This is a genomic window from Klebsiella sp. P1CD1 (assembly GCF_003790505.1).
Taxonomy (GTDB): domain Bacteria; phylum Pseudomonadota; class Gammaproteobacteria; order Enterobacterales; family Enterobacteriaceae; genus Klebsiella; species Klebsiella variicola.
In genome coordinates this window covers 5,151,055-5,170,089 of the sequence record NZ_CP033631.1, presented here as the reverse complement: position 1 = coordinate 5,170,089, position 19,035 = coordinate 5,151,055, and the positions used below count along the sequence as shown (strand labels likewise).

Annotated in this window: 14 protein-coding genes and 1 pseudogene; 9 read left to right on the top strand and 6 right to left on the bottom strand. The window is 55.4% G+C overall.

Annotation, left to right across the window (positions count from 1 at the left end; genetic code table 11):
- Nucleotides 1–21: 21 nt before the first annotated feature.
- Together DTA24_RS25510 and DTA24_RS25505 are read right to left on the bottom strand one after the other, a co-directional pair.
- Nucleotides 22–159, bottom strand: a pseudogene (locus DTA24_RS25510) (helix-turn-helix domain-containing protein); the annotation flags it as partial.
- A 62-nt stretch (nt 160–221) separates the two neighbouring features.
- Nucleotides 222–1,559, bottom strand: a complete 1,338-nt coding sequence (locus DTA24_RS25505; protein ID WP_008807158.1) for a hemolysin family protein — start codon at nt 1,557–1,559, stop codon at nt 222–224.
- Between the two features lie 522 nt (nt 1,560–2,081).
- Between DTA24_RS25505 and DTA24_RS25500 the strand changes: the two genes are divergently transcribed.
- Nucleotides 2,082–2,834 (top strand): oligogalacturonate-specific porin KdgM family protein, encoded by a 753-nt coding sequence (locus DTA24_RS25500; RefSeq protein WP_123837123.1) that lies wholly within the window; start codon nt 2,082–2,084, stop codon nt 2,832–2,834.
- Between the two features lie 104 nt (nt 2,835–2,938).
- On the opposite strand, the gene DTA24_RS25495 is transcribed toward DTA24_RS25500, so the two are convergent.
- Complete coding sequence (locus DTA24_RS25495; protein WP_023339457.1) at nt 2,939–3,961, bottom strand: LacI family DNA-binding transcriptional regulator; 1,023 nt, start codon at nt 3,959–3,961, stop codon at nt 2,939–2,941.
- A 291-nt stretch (nt 3,962–4,252) separates the two neighbouring features.
- On the opposite strand from DTA24_RS25495, the gene DTA24_RS25490 reads away from it, so the two are divergent.
- The 3 genes from DTA24_RS25490 (at nt 4,253) to DTA24_RS25480 (ending at nt 7,375) form a co-directional block, all read left to right on the top strand.
- Nucleotides 4,253–5,185, top strand: a complete 933-nt coding sequence (locus tag DTA24_RS25490) for a dihydrodipicolinate synthase family protein (RefSeq protein ID WP_022065390.1) — start codon at nt 4,253–4,255, stop codon at nt 5,183–5,185.
- A gap of 129 nt (nt 5,186–5,314) precedes the next feature.
- Nucleotides 5,315–6,604, top strand: a complete 1,290-nt coding sequence (locus tag DTA24_RS25485; protein ID WP_012969097.1) for an Nramp family divalent metal transporter — start codon at nt 5,315–5,317, stop codon at nt 6,602–6,604.
- A gap of 99 nt (nt 6,605–6,703) precedes the next feature.
- The gene (locus tag DTA24_RS25480; RefSeq protein WP_110196162.1) at nt 6,704–7,375 is read left to right on the top strand and encodes a hypothetical protein; all 672 of its coding nucleotides are present in this window, start codon (nt 6,704–6,706) and stop codon (nt 7,373–7,375) included.
- Nucleotides 7,376–7,405: 30 nt separating this feature from the next.
- Here the strand turns inward: DTA24_RS25480 and msrA are convergent, their stop codons facing one another.
- Complete coding sequence (gene msrA, locus DTA24_RS25475; RefSeq protein ID WP_008807152.1) at nt 7,406–8,041, bottom strand: peptide-methionine (S)-S-oxide reductase MsrA; 636 nt, start codon at nt 8,039–8,041, stop codon at nt 7,406–7,408.
- A 208-nt stretch (nt 8,042–8,249) separates the two neighbouring features.
- Here msrA and tamA point away from each other — a divergent pair, with 208 nt between their 5' ends.
- Genes tamA through DTA24_RS25460 form a run of 3 tightly spaced genes read left to right on the top strand, consistent with a single transcriptional unit; the run spans nt 8,250 to nt 14,103 of the window.
- Complete coding sequence (gene tamA / locus DTA24_RS25470) at nt 8,250–9,983, top strand: autotransporter assembly complex protein TamA (RefSeq protein WP_008807151.1); 1,734 nt, start codon at nt 8,250–8,252, stop codon at nt 9,981–9,983.
- Nucleotides 9,980–13,756, top strand: coding sequence for an autotransporter assembly complex protein TamB (gene tamB, locus DTA24_RS25465; RefSeq protein WP_008807150.1), 3,777 nt, complete (start codon nt 9,980–9,982; stop codon nt 13,754–13,756). Before tamA ends, tamB begins: the two co-directional genes overlap by 4 nt.
- A 2-nt stretch (nt 13,757–13,758) precedes the next feature.
- Nucleotides 13,759–14,103, top strand: coding sequence for a gamma-glutamylcyclotransferase (locus tag DTA24_RS25460; RefSeq protein WP_008807149.1), 345 nt, complete (start codon nt 13,759–13,761; stop codon nt 14,101–14,103).
- A gap of 143 nt (nt 14,104–14,246) precedes the next feature.
- Here the strand turns inward: DTA24_RS25460 and DTA24_RS25455 are convergent, their stop codons facing one another.
- Both DTA24_RS25455 and ppa read right to left on the bottom strand, forming a co-directional pair.
- Nucleotides 14,247–15,434: a hypothetical protein gene (locus tag DTA24_RS25455; RefSeq protein WP_046881699.1), complete on the bottom strand. Its 1,188-nt coding sequence runs from the start codon at nt 15,432–15,434 to the stop codon at nt 14,247–14,249.
- 74 nt (nt 15,435–15,508) lie between these two features.
- Nucleotides 15,509–16,039: an inorganic diphosphatase gene (gene ppa / locus DTA24_RS25450; RefSeq protein WP_002886766.1), complete on the bottom strand. Its 531-nt coding sequence runs from the start codon at nt 16,037–16,039 to the stop codon at nt 15,509–15,511.
- Between the two features lie 403 nt (nt 16,040–16,442).
- On the opposite strand from ppa, the gene ytfQ reads away from it, so the two are divergent.
- Nucleotides 16,443–17,399: a galactofuranose ABC transporter, galactofuranose-binding protein YtfQ gene (ytfQ, locus tag DTA24_RS25445; RefSeq protein ID WP_046881700.1), complete on the top strand. Its 957-nt coding sequence runs from the start codon at nt 16,443–16,445 to the stop codon at nt 17,397–17,399.
- Between the two features lie 123 nt (nt 17,400–17,522).
- Nucleotides 17,523–19,025 (top strand): galactofuranose ABC transporter, ATP-binding protein YtfR, encoded by a 1,503-nt coding sequence (ytfR, locus tag DTA24_RS25440; RefSeq protein WP_008807146.1) that lies wholly within the window; start codon nt 17,523–17,525, stop codon nt 19,023–19,025.
- Nucleotides 19,026–19,035 lie beyond the last annotated feature (10 nt).

Genomic DNA, 19,035 nt, shown 5'->3' with positions numbered 1-19,035 from the left:
CGATGGGAGCCGTTGATGTTTTTAGCCCTTCATTTCCGCATAGCGTTTGCGATATTCGCCCGGTGGGACGCCGTTATGTTTACGAAAAAGGCGGGTGAAATAGACCGGATCGCTGTAACCCACCGATAAAGCAATTTTGTTTAGTGGGAGCGAGGACGTTATATTCGGGCAATAAAAAGGGCGGATGGTTATCCGCCCTGAAAATAGAGGAAGGGTTACGCTCAGGCGTTCTGGCTTTCCGCCGCTTCCGCCTGCTTCGGCACCAGCACCGTTGGCTTGTTATCGATGCGGGTCACCAGCAGCTGGTCGATCCGGTAGTTATCGATATCCACGACCTCGAACTTATACCCGGAGAACTTCACCGCGTCGGTGCGTTTCGGGATTTTACGCAGCATAAACATCATAAAGCCGCCGATGGTCTCGTAATTCCCGGACTGCGGGAACTCGTCGATATCCAGCACACGCATCACGTCATCAATCGGCGTACCGCCATCGATCAGCCACGAGTTTTCATCGCGGGCGACAATCTGCTCTTCCAGCCCCTGGCCGACGAGGTCGCCCATCAGGGTGGTCATGACGTCGTTGAGGGTGATGATCCCGACCACCAGCGCGTATTCATTCATGATCACCGCGAAATCTTCGCCGGCGGTTTTGAAGCTTTCCAGCGCTTCTGACAGGGTCAGGGTATCCGGCACGATCAGCGTGTTGCGGATCTGCACGCCGCCGGTCAGGACCAGGCTCTGGTTGGCCAGTACGCGGTTCAGCAGATCTTTTGAATCGACGTAACCGATAATGTGGTCGATATCTTCATTACAGACGAGGAATTTCGAGTGCGGATGTTCGGCCACTTTATTCTTCAGGCTCTGCTCGTCTTCGTGTAAATCAAACCAAATGACGTTTTCGCGCGAGGTCATGGAGGAAGGAACGGTACGGGACTCCAGCTCGAACACGTTCTCAATCAGCTCGTGCTCCTGCTTGCGCAGCACCCCGGCCAGCGCGCCGGCTTCAACGACGGCATAGATATCGTCGGAAGTAATATCGTCTTTACGCACCATCGGCAGTTTGAAGATGCGGAAGATCATGTTGGCCATGCCGTTAAACAACCACACCAGCGGGCGGAAGACTAACAGGCAGAAGCGCATCGGGTTGATGATGCGCAGAGCCACGGTTTCGGGCGCAATCATACCGATGCGTTTCGGAGTCAGGTCAGCAAACAGGATGAACAAGCTGGTGACCAGGGTAAAAGAGATGATGAAGCTCAGCTGCTCGGACAGCTCCGGCGACATATACCCGCTGAGCAGGCTATGAAATGCCGGGGAGAAGGCCGCGTCGCCCACGATACCGCCAAGAATGGCGACGGCATTGAGGCCGATTTGCACGACGGTAAAGAAGGTGCCCGGGTTCTCCTGCATCTTCAGCACGCGCTGTGCGTTGACGTTGCCTTCATCGGCCAGCAGTTTCAGTTTGATTTTACGTGAGGCGGCCAGTGAGATTTCCGATATCGAAAAAAAGGCACTGACGGCTATCAGACAGAGTATTACTAAAATACTGTTTAACATATCTTTTCTGACCGTTGAGGTCAGATCCTCGGAAGGGAAGTTGATCGAACTATAAGGAAGCTACTTGAACACCCGCCCACAGGCGTGGGCTGGCAATTTCAGAAGGTAGTATAGCGTAACAGTCAGCAAAATCGCCAGAGCATTGATTAATCATTGTTAATTACGCGGTTATCTCTCCGCCACGCGTCAGCGTAAACGCGTACTTATGATGACAGGTGCGTCGCAGGATAATTCCCGCAACAAGAGCGACTCATCTGCAGGTGAAAGGGAAGTCGATGATCGGCTAATAAAGGGAGCGGAGTCGATCACAGAAATTCACCTGCCATGATAATAACGGATGAAAATTTGTGATGAGAATAGCATCGGTATTTTTACCGTCTTGACCATTCGTATTTAGTAATAGAAATATATCTGTAATTGAAAACGATACTGCAAACGATTTCATATTGATTTGTAAAATATATAGATACGGTCATATTCTTTTCCGTTTTATTTCGAGATGATTAATTTTAGGGATAAAATATGCGTACAAAAACCGCTTTTATTATGTGTTGCGTTCTTGGCATTCCTGCAGCAGGCCACGCGCTGACCTTTGATGTCAGGGGAGGATATCGGGCGGGAAGCCACTCTTACGAGTCCCGCTATAAGGTCAGCCAGGGGGGGGAAACAGGCTGGTGGGCGAGTATGGAGATGGATAACAAAAACAACAAAAATAACCATCAGTGCAACCAGGGTACCGACAGAGCTGATGGTTCCCACTCCTTTGGCGACAGCACGGTCGATTATAATGAAATAGAGGCTAACTATAGCTGGCCATTCGCCGATAAATGGGCCTTGCAGCCTGGCGGCATCTATCACTGGAGCAACAAAGGCACTCAGCTACGGCCTTATCTGCGCGTTAATTATAAAGCCACGCCCGACCTTACCTTTGGGCTGCGTTATCGCTATGACTACAACACTTATGAAACGGTCAATAGTGCCGGTGAGTCGCATCGGGATAGCGTCAATCGTCTGGATTTATATGTTGCCTATAAATTTAATGCACAATGGAGCGCCTTATATCAAGGCACGGTCTATCGCCACGTCAATGACGACTATAAGTATAAAAATGATAAGTCTTCGGCGACAGAAAATGCGCTAACGCTACGCTATAAATGGAATGACTGGTTTAGTCCCTATATCGAATATGATTATCTCGGGAAACAGGGCTACCATGACGGCCAAAATAAAATCTCAGAATCACGGTATCGTATTGGCATGACGTTTACGCTATAACCTCCCCCTGAAGAGCAAGAATCAATATCTGATAACATTAGCTGGCATAATATTAAATACTGCCCCGGCCCTGTCACACCCTTTGGGCCGGGAACCTTCGCCGCTTAGCGATAAGGCCGCGTGGAAGCGCGCGGGATCAGCGTGGGTAGAGAATAGCGCTGAGGATTTTCCACATGGTTGCTTAACAGTAACTCGACAGCATGGCTGGCAAGCTGATCAAGCGGCGTTTTTACCGAGGTTAAGGGGATCGGCAGGCGGCTGACCAAAGGAATGTCGTTATAACCCACCAGAGAAACGTCTCGGCCTATCTCCAGTCCGAGTCGATGTGCCGCCGCCATCACGCCGATCGCCAGGTCATCATTGACGGCGAAAATGGCGCTGGGGCGCGCAGGACTATTCAGTATTTCATAACCGGCGTTTTCACCGGCCACAATGGTAAAATCGGAATCTCGCCACCACTGGGGATTCACCTCGGCCTGCGCTTCCTGCATGGCACGCAGGAAACCCTTTTGCCGGTTTAAGGTGCTTGATGAAAAATTCGGCCCGGCAATGATGCCGATTTCCCGGTGCCCTAAATCCAGTAAATGGCGGGTCGCCAGATAACCCCCCAGTTCGTCATCACCAATGGCCGATGGGCTTATACCGTCGGTACGTAGCGCCAGAACATGGTTGATCTGTTTTTCCCGTAGCTGCTGGGGCAGGCGATCGCCCAGGCGGCAGGTGGAAAGGATCAGGCCGTCCACCCGGCGGTCTAACAGAGATTGCGTGGCGCGCTCTTCCGTTTCTGGATCGTTGCCACAGGTGGCCACTACCGTGAAATACCCATGGCGCGCAGCGGCCTGAGAGACGGCTTCATAGAACATCGCCGTCACGGTATCAGTCAATCTGGGCACCAGAACGCCTATCGTGCCGGTATCGCCCCGGCGCAGACTTGACGCCACATAGTCACGTCGATAACCCAACTGCTTCGCCGCTTCGCGTATTTTTTCAGCGGAAGGGCTGCGGGACGGGGGGAGACGTTCATCCAGCACGCGTGAAACAGTTGAAACACTCACGCCTGCAGCGCGTGCCACATCCTGCATCGTGATCGTTCTTCCATTTTGCTCTGAAGATGACTGATTTCCCATGACCGATTCCCTGTTTAAATTCAGCTGAGATTGTATTCGTAGTTATTTCGCCCACGCAACTGAATTGGCGTGAGCGGTAACAGGCAATAATGTGGGAAATAGATCACGTAATGCAGATTGATAAACATTTAAGCCGCTCTTTTTTGTGATGCGAATTGCATTTATTCGCAGAGTACCCTTGATCTTGCGGAGTAAAGGGAAGACATTTCAACTCACTTGCAATCGTTCCTGCAATCGATTTCAAGAAGGGGATTTTATCATCTTTATTGTTGAAATGTGTAAGGAGTTAACATGAAAGCACTTGATTTGCGTGGTATTGTTCCAGCCCCCGTTACCCCTTTTACCCGCGATGGACGCATCGATCATCAAGCGATCAAACGCTTAGGTTCCTGGCTTGGCAGCGTGAAAGGCGTGAAAGGTCTGGTGGTGCTGGGACATGCCGGGGAAGGTACCTTCCTGACTCAGCAGGAGCAGGCCGATGTTATCCGTAGTTTTGTGGACTCGACCGAAGGCCGCGTGCCGGTTATCGCCGGTATTACCGGCGAAGGGACGGAAGTGGCGGCGCTGGAAGCACAGCGTGCCGTGGAAGCCGGGGCCTCTGCTGGCCTGCTGTATCCCTCCCATGGCTGGCTGCGTTTTGGCTACCAAAAAGGGGCGCCGCAGGATCGTTATCGCGTGGTATACGAAGAGAGCGGCCTGCCGCTTATTCTGTTCCAGTATCCGGATGTCACGAAAGCCACCTATAACCTCGAAACGATGCTGGATATCTCCGCGCAACCGGGAGTCTTTGCGATGAAAAATGGCGTGCGGAATATGCGCCGCTGGGATACGGAAATTCCGGTGATTCGCCGCGAACGCCCTGATTTACAGATCCTCAGCTGTCATGATGAATATTTGCTGCATACCGCTTTTGATATTGATGGTTTCCTGGTGGGGTATGGCAATATTGCGCCGGAACTCCTGTTAGAGCTGCTGGAGGCCGGAAAAGCGCAGGATTATGTGAAGGCCAAAGCGGTTCACGATCGTCTGCTGCCGGTTACCAAGGCCGTTTATCACCGTGGCTCGCATATGGAAGGCACGGTCGCGCTGAAACATGCTCTGGTTGAACGTGGCATCCTGGAACACGCGACCGTTCGTTCACCGTTGTTACCGCTGGAACCCGGCGCGGAAGAAGAGATCAAAGCGGCTATCCGTGAAGCAGGTATTAAAAAAGCGGTTATTTAATTCATTATTTGTATGTTAAACCCGTATTCTTCATGAATACGGGTTGGTTTTACCAGGGACTATCCGGTTTTATTCAATATATAAGGTTGGCCATATAATATTCTGTAAAGATAATATAATGAGGCTGTCATGAATAATTTAGAAAAAACATCTTCCACTGTACCCGCACAAATAGAAAAACTTCCCTTCTCTCAATTAATTCGCCGTATTGGTCCGGGTATTGTTCTTACCGGGGTCGTTGTCGGTCCCGGCGCTATCACCACCGCGTCGATGTTAGGGGCGGACTATGGCTACTCTTTGCTATGGCTACTGATCCCCATTGCCTTTATGGGGATCACGTTTATGTTGACGACCTATCGTATCTCGATGCTCACCGGAATGCCGTCAATCGAGGCGATACGTCACTATTATGGTAAAGTCGCCTCGGGGTTTGTCGGGGTGGCTACTTTTTTAGCCTGTCTTTTTTTTACCATGGGGAATATCTCGGGTACCGGGGCCGGCATGAACCTGGTTTTCGGCATTGACTGGAAACTCGGTGCGTTAATTATGATTGCGGTGATGATCTATTGCTATTTCTCTAAAGGCGTTTATTCCAAAGTCGAAAAAGGGATCACTATTTGTATTGTGGCAATGATTATCGCTTTTTATATTACCCTGGTAGGGACGGGGGGACCAGACTGGAAAGCCAGTGGCGAAGGGTTAACGCATTGGATGTTTCCTGCGGGGAGTTTAGTCACCGCCCTGGGCTTTATCAGTACCAATGCCTCCCTGACGACCGGGATCTACGGCACTTACCTTGGCAAAGAGAAAAAATGGAAAAAAGATGACCTCTTTAATGGCGTGATGGTGGCGGATACCGTCGCCCATATTATCGGTGTGCTGCTGATCAGCGGGGCGATTATTCTGGTGGGGGCCATCGTCCTTTTTCCGCAAGGGATATCAATCAATACGCCGACGCAGCTGGCCGATTTGTTAACGCCCAGTATGGGACGGGCGGCAAAATACATTATGGGTGTCGCCCTATTGGGGGCGGGTTTCTCATCTCTACTGGGGAATACTCAGCGTGGGGTTGTGCTGCTCAATTCCGGCTTCAATAAATCTACCGCGCTGGAGAGTAAAGCGGTCCAGTGGGGATCCATGGTGGTGCTGGTGGTGGCGGGGTTAATCTGCTTTAGCTTTGGCGGTTCGCCGGTGCAGTTAATTTACTTAGCGAATGTGGCAACGGCGGTATCCACGCCGGTCGCCGGCTTGTTTATTTGCCTGCTGCTGTGGCGAAAGGATATTAATAAAGGATACAAGGCGCCACGGTTATTACAAATATGCATGGCGATCAGCTATCTCTTTTGTTTGTTGCTCACTCTCGTTGCGCTGATAAATACCTTACCTAAGTTTATGTCCTCTCTTTCACCCCTGTTTTGAGGTGGGGTATGACAGATGCTGCGCGGTTAAGCGAAGGCTGGAATCAGATGCGTCCCGGCATGGGCGTTGTGCAAGTACGTATAACAGAGGGAAAATAAAATGGAAGAGACTGTTTTACTGGATGTGCAGAGAATACAGACCTCCGAACAGAGCAACATTATTCTTCACTCTGTCCGGGCGGTGGATTTAGTGAATCACCTGGTACCTGAGTTACACCTCCTCGATAGCCACAGCGAGCCATACAACGTCCAAAAAACAGTGGTTAACTGCCTTTATGCCGGACAGCAGCTTGCCAGAGAACGGCGGGTTGTTTTGCCATTATTGCCAGAGTCGCTCTATTTGCTGGGTGGGATGGTGATTGCTGCCGGGAAGACCATCGAGAAAAAAGAGGTTATTACCCATAATCGTCTGTGCGAAGAGGCCGGGAGGCTGCTGAAAGACGAGGCGGTATGGGAGAGTATCGACATTATAAGAAGTGTTGCTCTGCCTGTTTACCGCCGGCTGGTGAAAGAGCAGCGCACCCACGTCGCCTCTTTATTACAGGCTCTGCTGCATATCCTTGCCTGGCGTAGCGAGAGTGGCTGGGCGCGGGACCAGGCGCAAAGAATACTATGGGCCGGGGGCGTGTTCGGAACGGCAGGCATCGATTCGCTAATCGCTTTCGATCGGGCATTGGCAGAGAAAGAGATGACGTTTCCGTCATTGCGTGAATGGTTAACCGTGACGGCATTTCTGGCCCACTTCCCTGCGGGCCCGGTCTTTTCTGATTAACCACCACACCCCGATAGCGCAATCGGGTTGTTACTGAGGCGGCAGGCACACGCCGATGCCGCCGATGCCGCAATAGCCGTGCGGGTTTTTATACAGATACTGCTGATGATCGTCTTCGGCATAGTAGAAGGGTTTGGCGGTAGCGATCTCGGTAGTGATGTGACGAGTATCGTGCGCGTCGTTCATCGCCGCCTGGAAGCGGGCGAGGCTGGCCTTTGCCGCTGCCGTTTGTTCCGGCGTCAGCGGGTAAATCGCCGAACGGTACTGGGTACCGTGGTCGTTGCCCTGTCGCATGCCCTGCGCCGGATCGTGATTTTCCCAGAACACCTGTAATAACTGCTCATAGCTAATGACCTGCGGATCGTAAACCACGCGCACTGCTTCCGCGTGACCGGTCTGGCCGCTGCACACTTCGCGATAGGTCGGATTTGGCGTATAGCCGCCGGTATAGCCTGCGGCGGTGCTGTAAACCCCCGGCAATTGCCAGAACAGGCGCTCCACTCCCCAGAAGCAGCCCATGGCGAACAGCGCCACTTCCATCCCCGCCGGGACGTTGGTCATCGAGTGGCCGTTAACTGCGTGGAGCGTCGCCACTGGCATGGGGGTATTGCGTCCAGGCAGCGCATCCGCCTGGGCGACAAGATGCGTTTTATCAAATAGACTCACGGTTGGCCTCTCAATACAGAAATCGTCGTTAAGGTTGTAACGAAGCGTGTCTTTTAACACAATAAACACGCGTAATACGTCTAGATTAATACATAAGAATTATTTGGGTTATTGCCACTTTTTCAACCCTGGTTGTTAGGGTTTTGTTAAGCCGTGGAGCGGCGCCAGTGTTTCCTGTAGGGGGAAACAGGGAGATTCAGGAGAAAATGTGCTAAAAATCCGCCAGTTATGTATCACCAGCCTTTTGCTGGTCAGCGGGGTCGCCAGCGCAGCGAATGTGCGTTTGCAGGTTGAGGGATTATCCGGGGAGCTGGAGAGAAACGTTCGCGCCCAGCTTTCCACCATCCAGAGTGATGAGGTCACGCCGGATCGTCGCTTTCGCGCGCGCGTCGATGACGCCATTCGCGAAGGTCTGAAAGCGCTGGGTTATTACGAGCCGACGATTGAATTTGATTTACGTCCGCCGCCGAAAAGGGGGCGTCAGGTGCTGATCGCCAAAGTGACCCCGGGTGAACCGGTGCGCATTGGTGGAACCGAGGTCATTCTGCGCGGCGGCGCCCGTACCGATAGCGACTATCTGGCGCTGCTAAAAACGCGTCCGGCCATCGGGACGGTGCTGAACCATGGCGATTATGACGGTTTCAAAAGCTCGTTGACCCGCGTCGCCCTGCGCAAAGGCTACTTTGACAGCGAGTTCAACAAAAGCCAGCTCGGGGTCTCCCTTGACCGCCACCAGGCGTTCTGGGATATCGATTACGACAGCGGCGAGCGCTATCGCTTTGGTCACGTCACCTTCTCCGGATCGCAAATTCGCGATGAATACCTGCAAAACCTCGTGCCGTTTAAAGAGGGCGACTACTACACCTCGCAGGATCTGGCCGAGCTAAACCGCCGCCTGGCGGCGACCGGCTGGTTCAGTTCAGTCGTGGTGGCGCCTGATTTCGCTAAGTCACGGAAAACCAAGGTGCTGCCTCTGCAGGGCGTTGTTTCGCCACGCAAAGAGAACACCGTGGAAACCGGGGTTGGTTTTTCAACCGATGTCGGGCCGCGCGTGAAAGCCACGTGGAAAAAACCGTGGATGAACTCGTATGGCCACAGCCTGACCTCCAGCGTCAGCCTCTCTGCTCCGGAGCAGCAGTTCGACTTTACCTATAAAGTCCCGCTGCTGAAGAGCCCGCTCGAGCAGTACTATCTGATGCAGGGCGGCTTTAAGCGCACCGATCTTAATGACACCCAGGCCGACTCCACCACGCTTGGGGTATCGCGTTTTTGGGAGATGTCGAGCGGCTGGCAGCGGGCGATCAACCTGCGCTGGAGCCTGGACCACTTTACCCAGGCGAACGTCACCAACACCACCATGCTGATTTACCCTGGGGTCTCGGTGAACCGCACTCGCTCTCGCGGCGGTCTGATGCCCACCTGGGGCGATTCACAGCGCTACTCCGTGGACTACTCCAACACCATGTGGGGCTCGGACATCAACTTCATCGTGATGCAGGCCCAGGACGTCTGGATCCGTACCCTCTATGACCGCCACCGCTTTGTGGTGCGCGGCAACCTTGGCTGGATCGAAGCGGACAACTTTGACAAGGTGCCGCCGGATCTGCGCTTTTTCGCCGGGGGCGACCGCAGTATTCGCGGCTATAAATACAAATCTATCTCGCCGAAGGACGATGACGGCAAGCTGATCGGGGCCTCGAAGCTGGCGACCGGCTCGCTGGAGTATCAGTACAACGTCAGTGGTAAATGGTGGGGCGCCGTGTTTGTCGATAGCGGCGAAGCGGTCAGCGATATTCGCGAGAGCGATTTCAAAACCGGCGCCGGGGTGGGCGTGCGCTGGCAGTCGCCGGTGGGGCCGATCAAGCTGGATATCGCCCGGCCGATCGGCGACAAAGAAGAGCATGGTTTACAGTTTTACATCGGTCTGGGGCCTGAATTATGAGTTTATGGAAGAAAATAAGCCTCGGCGTCTTAATCGTGTTGGTGCTCCTGCTGGGCACCGTCGGGTTCCTGGTGGGGACGACCACCGGCTTACATCTGGTGTTCAAAGCGGCGGATCGCTGGGTACCGGGGCTGGATATCGGCAAAGTCACCGGTGGCTGGCGTGATTTAACCCTCGATAATGTCCGCTACGAGCAGCCCGGGGTGGCGGTGACCGCCGGTCAGTTTCACCTCAGCGTCCGGTTGCGCTGCCTGTGGGACAGCAGCCTGTGCGTAAACGATATCGCGCTGCGCGATATTTACGTCGCCGTCGATACGAAGAAGATGCCGCCCGCCGCGCCGGTCGAGGAAGAAGACAGCGGGCCGCTGAATCTCTCCACCCCTTATCCGATCACCCTCAGCCGCGTCGCACTGCATAACGTCAACGTCAAAATCGACGATACTGCAGTGTCCGTGCGCGATTTTTCCACCGGCCTGAACTGGCAGGAGAAAAACCTGACCCTGACGCCGACCTCGCTGCAGGGGCTGCTAATCGCCCTGCCGAAGGTGGCGAAAGTGGCGCAGGAGCAGGTGGTCGAGCCGAAAATCGACAACCCGAAGCCGCAGGAAAAACCGCTCGGCGAGACGATGACCGACCTCTTCTCGCAGCCGGTGCTGCCGGCAATGACCGATGTCCATCTGCCGCTGAACCTCAATATTCAGGCGTTCCGCGGAGAACAACTACGCCTGACCGGCGATACCGACATCACCGTGTATAACCTGCTGCTGAAAGTCAGCAGTATCGACGGTCAGATGAAGCTCGACGCCCTCGATATCGACTCCGATCAGGGCAAGGTCAGCGCCTCGGGCCACGCGCAATTGCAGGATAACTGGCCGGTGGACATTACCCTCGCCGGAACGCTGAACGTTGACCCGATGAAAGGGGAGAAGGTGCAGCTGAAGGTGGGCGGCGAAGTGCGTAAAACGCTTAAGGTCGGGGTGGACTTAAGCGGGCCGGTCGCGGCCACGCTGCGCGCGGATGCGCAGCTGGCGGAGGCCGGGCTGCCGCTCAATATGGAGCTGAAGAGTAAGCAGCTCGCCTGGCCATTCAGCGGCGAGAAGCAGTTCCAGGCCGACGACGTCCAGCTGAAGTTTAGCGGCAAAATGACCGACTACGCGCTGGCCTTCTCCACGGCGGTGAAAGGTCAGTCGCTGCCGCCGGCGAAAATCACCCTCAACGCCAAAGGCAATGAGCGGCAGATTAATCTCGACAAGCTGACGGTCAACGCCCTGGAAGGGAAAACCGAGCTGAAGGCGCTGCTCGACTGGCAGCAGGCGATCAGCTGGCGCGGCGAGCTGACCCTCGATGGGATCAACACCGCCAAAGAGGTGCCGGACTGGCCGTCGAAGCTCAACGGCATGATCAAGACCCAGGGCAGCCTGTACGGCGGCAGCTGGCAGATGTCGGTGCCGGAGCTGAAAATTACCGGCAACGTGAAGCAGAACAAAGTGGATGTTTCGGGCTCGCTGCAGGGTAACAGCTATCTGCAGTGGAAAATCCCGGGCCTGCACCTGGCGTTAGGCCCGAACAGCGCCGATATCAAAGGTGAGCTTGGGGTGAAGGATCTTAACCTCGACGCCACTATCGATGCCCCGCATCTGGATAATGCATTGCCGGGGCTTGGCGGAACGGCGAAGGGGCTGGTGAAAGTGCGCGGCACTGTCGATGCGCCGCAGCTTCTGGCCGACATCACCGCCCGGGCGCTGCGCTGGCAGGAACTGACGATCGCCCAGGTCAACGTCAAAGGGGACGTGAAATCCACCGATCAGATTGGCGGTAATCTGGATGTGCGGGTCGATCGCATTAGCCAGCCGGGGGTCAATATCAGTTTGGTGCAGCTCAATGCCAAAGGTACTGAGAAGCAGCATGAGCTGCGGCTGCGCGTGCAGGGCGATCCGGTTTCCGGCCAGCTGACGCTGGCAGGCAGCTTCGATCGTCAGGCCGAACGCTGGAGAGGCTCGCTGAGCGATACCCGCTTCCAGACGCCGGTAGGGCCGGTAGCGCTGACGCGCAGCATTGCGCTGGACTACCGCAACCAGGAGCAGAAAATCAGCATTGGGCCACACTGCTGGACCAACCCGAACGCCGAGCTGTGCGTCCCGCAGACCATCGACGCGGGCGCCAGCGGGCGGGCGCGAGTGAACCTCAACCGCTTCGATCTGGCGATGCTTAAGCCGTTTATGCCGGAGGCGACCCAGGCCAGCGGCGTGTTTACCGGTAATGCCGATGTGAGCTGGGACACCACTAAAGAGGGGCTGCCGCAGGGCAAAGTGACCCTCAGCGGGCGCAACGTCAAGGTGACCCAGGTGGTCAACGACGCGCCGCTGCCGGTGGCATTCGATACGCTGAACCTCAGCGCCGACCTGCATAACAATCGCGCCGAGCTGGGCTGGCTTATCCGCCTGACCAACAATGGTCAACTGGATGGGCAGGTGCAGGTCACCGACCCGCAGGGGCGGCGTAATCTCGGCGGCAACGTCAATATCAGCAACTTCTCGCTGGCGATGATCAACCCGATTTTCGCTCGCGGTGAAAAAGCCGAGGGGAGGCTCAACGCCCGTCTGCGTCTGGGCGGCAACGTGAAAAGCCCGCAGCTGTTCGGCCAGATGCAGCTCAGCGGGGTGGATATCGATGGCAACTTCATGCCGTTTGATATGCAGCCGAGCCAGCTGGCGATGAACTTCAACGGCACGCGCTCGACCCTGCAGGGGACGGTGAACACCCGCCAGGGGCAAATTGCTCTCAGCGGCAACGCCGACTGGACGCAGATCGATAACTGGCGGGCGCAGATTGCAGCGAAGGGCAGCCGGGTGCGGATCACGGTGCCGCCGATGGTGCGTCTCGATGTGTCGCCGGACGTGGTGTTTACCGCCACGCCGAGCCTGTTCAGCCTTGATGGCAAGGTGGATGTGCCCTGGGCGCGGATCGTGGTCAACGAGGTGCCAGAGAGCGCGGTTGGCGTCTCCTCTGATGAAGTGATGCTGGATAAAAACCTCAAGCCGATTAATCAGCAGAGCGCCGGTATCCCGATCAACAGCAACCTGACGATTCACGTCGGCAACAACGTGCGTCTGGAAGCCTTTGGTCTGAAAGCGCGTCTGACCGGTGATTTGAAAGTGGCGCAGGACAAGCAAGGCTTGGGCCTCAACGGGCAGATCAATATTCCGGACGGCCGCTTCCACGCCTATGGTCAGGATCTGATTGTTCGCAAAGGGGAGCTGCTGTTCTCCGGTCCGCCGGATCAGCCGCTGCTGAATATCGAAGCGATTCGTAACCCGGATGCTACCGAAGACGATGTGATCGCCGGCGTTCGCGTCACCGGCTCCGCCGATCAGCCGAAAGCGGAGATCTTCTCTGACCCGGTGATGTCCCAGCAGGAAGCGCTATCTTATCTGCTGCGCGGCCAGGGTTTGAGCAGCGGACAGAGCGATAGCGCCGCGATGACCTCAATGCTTATTGGAATGGGGGTTGCACAAAGTGGTCAGGTTGTGGGTAAAATCGGCGAGACGTTTGGCGTAAGCAATTTGGCGTTGGACACCGAAGGGGTAGGCGACTCTTCCCAGGTGGTGGTCAGCGGCTATGTACTGCCGGGTCTGCAGGTAAAATATGGGGTCGGTATTTTCGACTCCCTGGCGACGCTGACTTTACGTTATCGCCTGATGCCTAGGCTATATGTGGAAGCGGTGTCTGGCATTGACCAGGCGCTCGATTTGCTCTATCAGTTTGAGTTTTAGCAATGCGAATATTTGTTTACGGCAGTTTACGACGCAAACAAGGCAACAGCCACTGGATGACCAACGCCCAGTGGCTGGGCGCTCATAGTGTCAACGATTATCAGCTGTACAGCCTGGGCCACTATCCAGGCGCGGTGCCCGGCGAAGGCACAGTACATGGTGAAGTTTATCGTATTGATGCATCGACGCTGGCCGAACTGGATGCGCTACGCACGAAGGGGGGCGAGTATGCGCGCCACCTCATTCAGACGCCTTACGGCAGCGCATGGATGTATGTGTATCAACGTTCCGTTGAGGGATGCACGTTGATAGCGAACGGCAACTGGTTGGATCGCGACCAGTACTAACCACGACAGCGCCACCTTCGGGTGGCGTTGTTTTTTCTGCTCCATGCCTTACCAGAGTGGCAGACGATCCTTCGCCAGCCACATCGCGGAAGCCAGCGTCGTCAGCGCGAGAAAGAATAATCGTCGTGTTGGAGTACTGAACATTACATGATCTCCTCGAGCGCGGTATGGCGGGCCACTCCCTGCAGGTAGCGCCGCATCACCGAGCGCATCTTCAGCCAGTCAGCCACCCGGTGTGATAATAACCAGGCCGTCGGGCCAATCAGCTCCAGTACCGCCAGGATCCCGCCGAAACTGAGTAATAATAGGGACAGCATGTCCAGTGAATCCTGAACCTGCCACCAGACGCTCCGGCCTGACTGAAGGGCACTGATGAGTTCAACAGCGAGAAATAGCAGATACATCACCAGCGCGAGGCCGTAAAACAGGTAATAGAGCAGCGCCAGTTGTCGGCGACCTGGATAGAGTGGATGGTTTTTTATATAAGCCGCGCCGTCGCTGGCATTGTATAGCGCGTGGATCGCACGGCTGTCGCGCTCGTACACGGCGACGAGGCGATCGCCAATGGCGATAAACGGTGGCTGACGACGATAGAGAACGGGATGCAGCGCGAAATTGGCGCAGCCTGTCTGCCACCAGAAGGCCAGCGGCGCCGTGTCGCATTGTATCCCAACGCCATGGTATTCCCGCGTTGGGTTCCCCGCGAACCACTTCTTAAAAATGATAGTGCTAATTTTTCCCGTCCGGACGGCATAGCGTTCCGGCAGGGCTTGCGTAAAAGGCATTGCCGACTGGCGGACGGCCCGCGCCGTTGCAGGTAGCCGCTGGCAAAAGGAAAAGTCGCGGCGGCGGGCCTGCGCCATCTTCGTCAGCAGATCGCGCATGGCGGGGTGCCGTTTTAGTACCGGGTGGAACAGTCGCTCATAGAGCCCTGTTAACAGTCCGATGAAGGCCAGTATCGCGATAATGCCGCAGCCGAACCTTCCCCATTCTGAGGTGCTCATCACGAGCGGGATAAGAGCGACGATGAGCGTCAGCAGGCTGATAATCAGCAGCGGACGGGCCCAGCGCGTTACCCGTTGACTGGGTTCAAGGAGCGTTTCGCCATCGCTGAGCCAGTGGATCCAGTAACAGCCGTTGTCCAGACGGCGGACGCCAAGGTGCAGAGGCTGATTGATCGTCAGGCGGTCAAAAAGCGCGGGGTCTTTAAAATAGCGTTTATCGGTATAAAAGACATGCTCGCCGGCGATAAGGCGCAGATATCCCTGTTTTTCACAGGCGGCGGTGGTGAAACCGGTATAGTTCAGAGTGAAATAGCGAACGCTTTTCACGGGACACCCTCCATGGTGTTATCGCGGCTATCCGTGCCGCAATCAGGCAGGGGATGACCCTGCCTGAGACAGAATTACTTCTGCTTTGCGCGCTCGAAAGAGGCAACGATTTCAGCTTTCGCCGCTTCCGCGTTGTCCCAACCGTCGACTTTAACCCACTTGCCTTTTTCCAGATCTTTGTAGTGCTCAAAGAAATGAGTGATCTGGGCTTTCAGCAGTTCCGGCAGATCGTTCACATCGTTGATGTGATCGTATTCTTTGCTCAGCTTGGTGTGCGGTACGGCAACCAGTTTCGCATCTTCACCGGATTCGTCGGTCATCTTCAGAACGCCAACCGGACGGCAGCGGATCACGGAGCCCGGCTGCAGCGGGTACGGCGTCGGGACCAGCACGTCAACCGGGTCACCGTCCAGGGACAGGGTGTGGTTGATGTAACCGTAGTTGCACGGATAGAACATTGCTGTGGACATGAAACGGTCAACGAATAGTGCACCGCTCTCTTTGTCGACTTCATATTTGATAGGATCTGCGTTCGCCGGGATTTCGATCACGACGTAGATGTCTTCCGGCAGATCTTTGCCCGCAGGTACGTTGAGTAAGCTCATGTCTGTTTCCTTTAAAATGTATGGCAAACAAGTGCTCGGTATTATAGCCAACTCACATCGAAAGTCTTCGCTTCTTTTTCCCGATATCGCCGCGGAGTGCTCCGAATTTTTCGCGTAATAATGACATGAAAATCCATAAACATAGCCACATCATGAATAAATTTATGTAACCGTTTTCATTGCATGTGATTGATTTATCAAACTGCTTAAAAAAACGTCATAAACCGCAACGGCCGCGCTCCCTGCGAAGCCTTATCGGCTCTCCGCTGGGCAGCGGGGCCATCATTAACATCTCATTTACTTTTTTGAAGTGTGATGTAACGCATTCAGTTACATCACCGATTGTCTATAGTTTGTCCGCAGGTGAGACTTTAACCAACAATAACCCTACGAGGATACCCTTATGTGGAAGCGCTTACTTCTTGTCACAGCAGTTTCCGTAGCTATGTCGTCTATGGCGATAGCTGCCCCGCTAACCGTAGGTTTTTCGCAGGTCGGTTCTGAATCCGGCTGGCGTGCGGCGGAAACCAGCGTCGCGAAAGAGGAGGCCGCCAAGCGCGGTATCACCCTGAAGATCGCTGATGGTCAGCAAAAACAGGAAAACCAGATCAAAGCAGTGCGCTCCTTTATCGCTCAGGGGGTGGACGCGATCTTCATTGCACCGGTGGTGGCCACCGGCTGGGAACCGGTGCTGAAAGAGGCGAAAGAGGCCAAGATCCCGGTCTTCCTTCTCGACCGTTCCATTGATGTTAAAGATAAAGATCTCTACATGACCACCGTGACCGCCAACAACGTGCTGGAAGGCCAACTGATTGGCGACTGGCTGGTGAAAACCGTCGACGGTAAGCCGTGTAACGTCGTTGAACTGCAGGGCACCGTTGGGGCCAGCGTGGCCATCGATCGTAAGAAAGGGTTCGCCGACGCGATTGCCAAAGCGTCGAATATCAAAATTATCCGCTCTCAGTCCGGCGACTTCACCCGCAGCAAAGGGAAAGAGGTGATGGAGAGCTTTATCAAAGCTGAGAATAACGGCAAAAACATCTGCATGGTCTTCGCCCATAACGATGACATGGTAATCGGCGCCATCCAGGCCATTAAAGAGGCGGGTCTGAAGCCGGGCAAAGATATCCTCACGGGCTCCATCGACGGCGTGCCGGATATCTATAAAGCCATGATCGCTGGTGAAGCCAACGCCAGCGTCGAACTGACGCCAAATATGGCCGGTCCGGCGTTTGATGCGCTGGAGAAATACAAAAAAGACGGCACCCTGCCTGAGAAGCTGACCATTACCAAATCGACGCTGTATCTGCCGGATACGGCGAAAGAAGAGTTAGAGAAGAAGAAAAATATGGGTTACTGAGTGGGGAGCCCCTCATTCCATCCCTCTCCCCAGTGGAAGAGGGTAAAAAGCAGCGTTCCAGTAACCCCGGGAAGCCCAGCGCGACCCGGGGTAACCTGACATCATTTAAAGGTGACATCGATTATGAGCGCCGAGGCACACCAGGAGATCCTTCGCACCGAAGGACTCAGTAAATTCTTCCCCGGCGTTAAGGCGCTGGATAACGTCAACTTTAGCCTGCGGCGCGGCGAAATCATGGCCCTGTTGGGCGAAAACGGCGCCGGAAAATCGACGCTGATCAAAGCGCTTACCGGCGTTTACCATGCCGATCGCGGCACCATCTGGCTGGAAGGCCAGGCTATTTCGCCCAAAAATACCGCCCATGCCCAGCAGCTGGGGATTGGCACCGTCTACCAGGAAGTGAACCTGCTACCTAATATGTCGGTGGCGGATAACCTGTTCATCGGCCGTGAGCCGCGGCGGTTTGGCCTGCTGCGACGCAAAGAGATGGAGGCGCGGGCGACGGCGCTGATGGCCTCCTACGGCTTTTCTCTCGACGTGCGCGAACCGCTGAACCGCTTTTCGGTGGCGATGCAGCAGATCGTCGCTATCTGTCGGGCCATCGACCTGTCGGCCAAAGTGCTGATCCTCGACGAACCCACCGCCAGCCTCGATACCCAGGAGGTGGAGATGCTGTTCACCCTGATGCGCCAGCTCAGGGATAACGGCGTCAGTCTGATCTTCGTCACCCATTTTCTCGACCAGGTCTATGCGGTCAGCGATCGCATCACCGTGCTGCGCAACGGCAGTTTCGTCGGCTGCCGCGAGACCCGCGAACTGCCGCAGATTGAGCTGGTGAAAATGATGCTGGGTCGCGAACTGGACCACAATGCCCTGCAGCGGGCGGGCCGTACCCTGCTGAGCGATAAGCCGGTGGCGGCGTTTGAAGGCTACGGTAAAAAAGGCACCATCGCCCCGTTCGACCTGCAGGTCCGTCCGGGCGAAATTGTGGGCCTCGCCGGCCTGCTGGGTTCCGGACGCACGGAAACCGCCGAGGTGATCTTCGGTATTAAAACGGCGGACAGCGGGAAGGCGTGGATCAAAGGCAAACCGCAGACCCTGCGCTCTCCGCATCAGGCTTCCTGCCTCGGGATCGGCTTCTGTCCTGAAGATCGCAAAACCGACGGCATTATCGCCGCCGCTTCGGTGCGGGAAAATATCGTCCTCGCCCTGCAGGCGCAGCGCGGCTGGCTGCGGCCGATCCCCCGGCGTGAACAGAACGAGATCGCCGAGCGCTTTATTCGCCAGCTGGGGATCCGTACCCCGAGCGCGGAGCAGCCGATCGAGTTTCTCTCCGGCGGCAATCAGCAGAAGGTACTGCTCTCCCGCTGGTTACTGACCAAACCGCAGTTCCTGATCCTCGATGAGCCGACCCGCGGCATCGACGTCGGCGCCCATGCGGAAATTATTCGCCTGATTGAAACCCTCTGCGCCGATGGTCTGGCGCTGCTGGTTATCTCCTCTGAACTGGAGGAGCTGGTGGGTTACGCCGATCGGGTCATTATCATGCGCGATCGCCGACAGGTGGCGGAGATCCCGCTCGCCGAGCTCTCTGTACCGGCGATCATGAACGCTATTGCGGCATAAGGAGTAACTC

Bases quoted from the DNA above. Each gene is read 5' to 3' on its own strand.
- DTA24_RS25505 (WP_008807158.1), bottom strand. From the start codon at position 1,559: ATGTTAAACAGTATTTTAGTAATACTCTGTCTGATAGCCGTCAGTGCC.
- DTA24_RS25500 (WP_123837123.1), top strand. From the start codon at position 2,082: ATGCGTACAAAAACCGCTTTTATTATGTGTTGCGTTCTTGGCATTCCT.
- DTA24_RS25495 (WP_023339457.1), bottom strand. From the start codon at position 3,961: ATGGGAAATCAGTCATCTTCAGAGCAAAATGGAAGAACGATCACGATG.
- DTA24_RS25490 (WP_022065390.1), top strand. From the start codon at position 4,253: ATGAAAGCACTTGATTTGCGTGGTATTGTTCCAGCCCCCGTTACCCCT.
- DTA24_RS25485 (WP_012969097.1), top strand. From the start codon at position 5,315: ATGAATAATTTAGAAAAAACATCTTCCACTGTACCCGCACAAATAGAA.
- DTA24_RS25480 (WP_110196162.1), top strand. From the start codon at position 6,704: ATGGAAGAGACTGTTTTACTGGATGTGCAGAGAATACAGACCTCCGAA.
- tamB (WP_008807150.1), top strand. From the start codon at position 9,980: ATGAGTTTATGGAAGAAAATAAGCCTCGGCGTCTTAATCGTGTTGGTG.
- DTA24_RS25460 (WP_008807149.1), top strand. From the start codon at position 13,759: ATGCGAATATTTGTTTACGGCAGTTTACGACGCAAACAAGGCAACAGC.
- ppa (WP_002886766.1), bottom strand. From the start codon at position 16,039: ATGAGCTTACTCAACGTACCTGCGGGCAAAGATCTGCCGGAAGACATC.
- ytfQ (WP_046881700.1), top strand. From the start codon at position 16,443: ATGTGGAAGCGCTTACTTCTTGTCACAGCAGTTTCCGTAGCTATGTCG.
- ytfR (WP_008807146.1), top strand. From the start codon at position 17,523: ATGAGCGCCGAGGCACACCAGGAGATCCTTCGCACCGAAGGACTCAGT.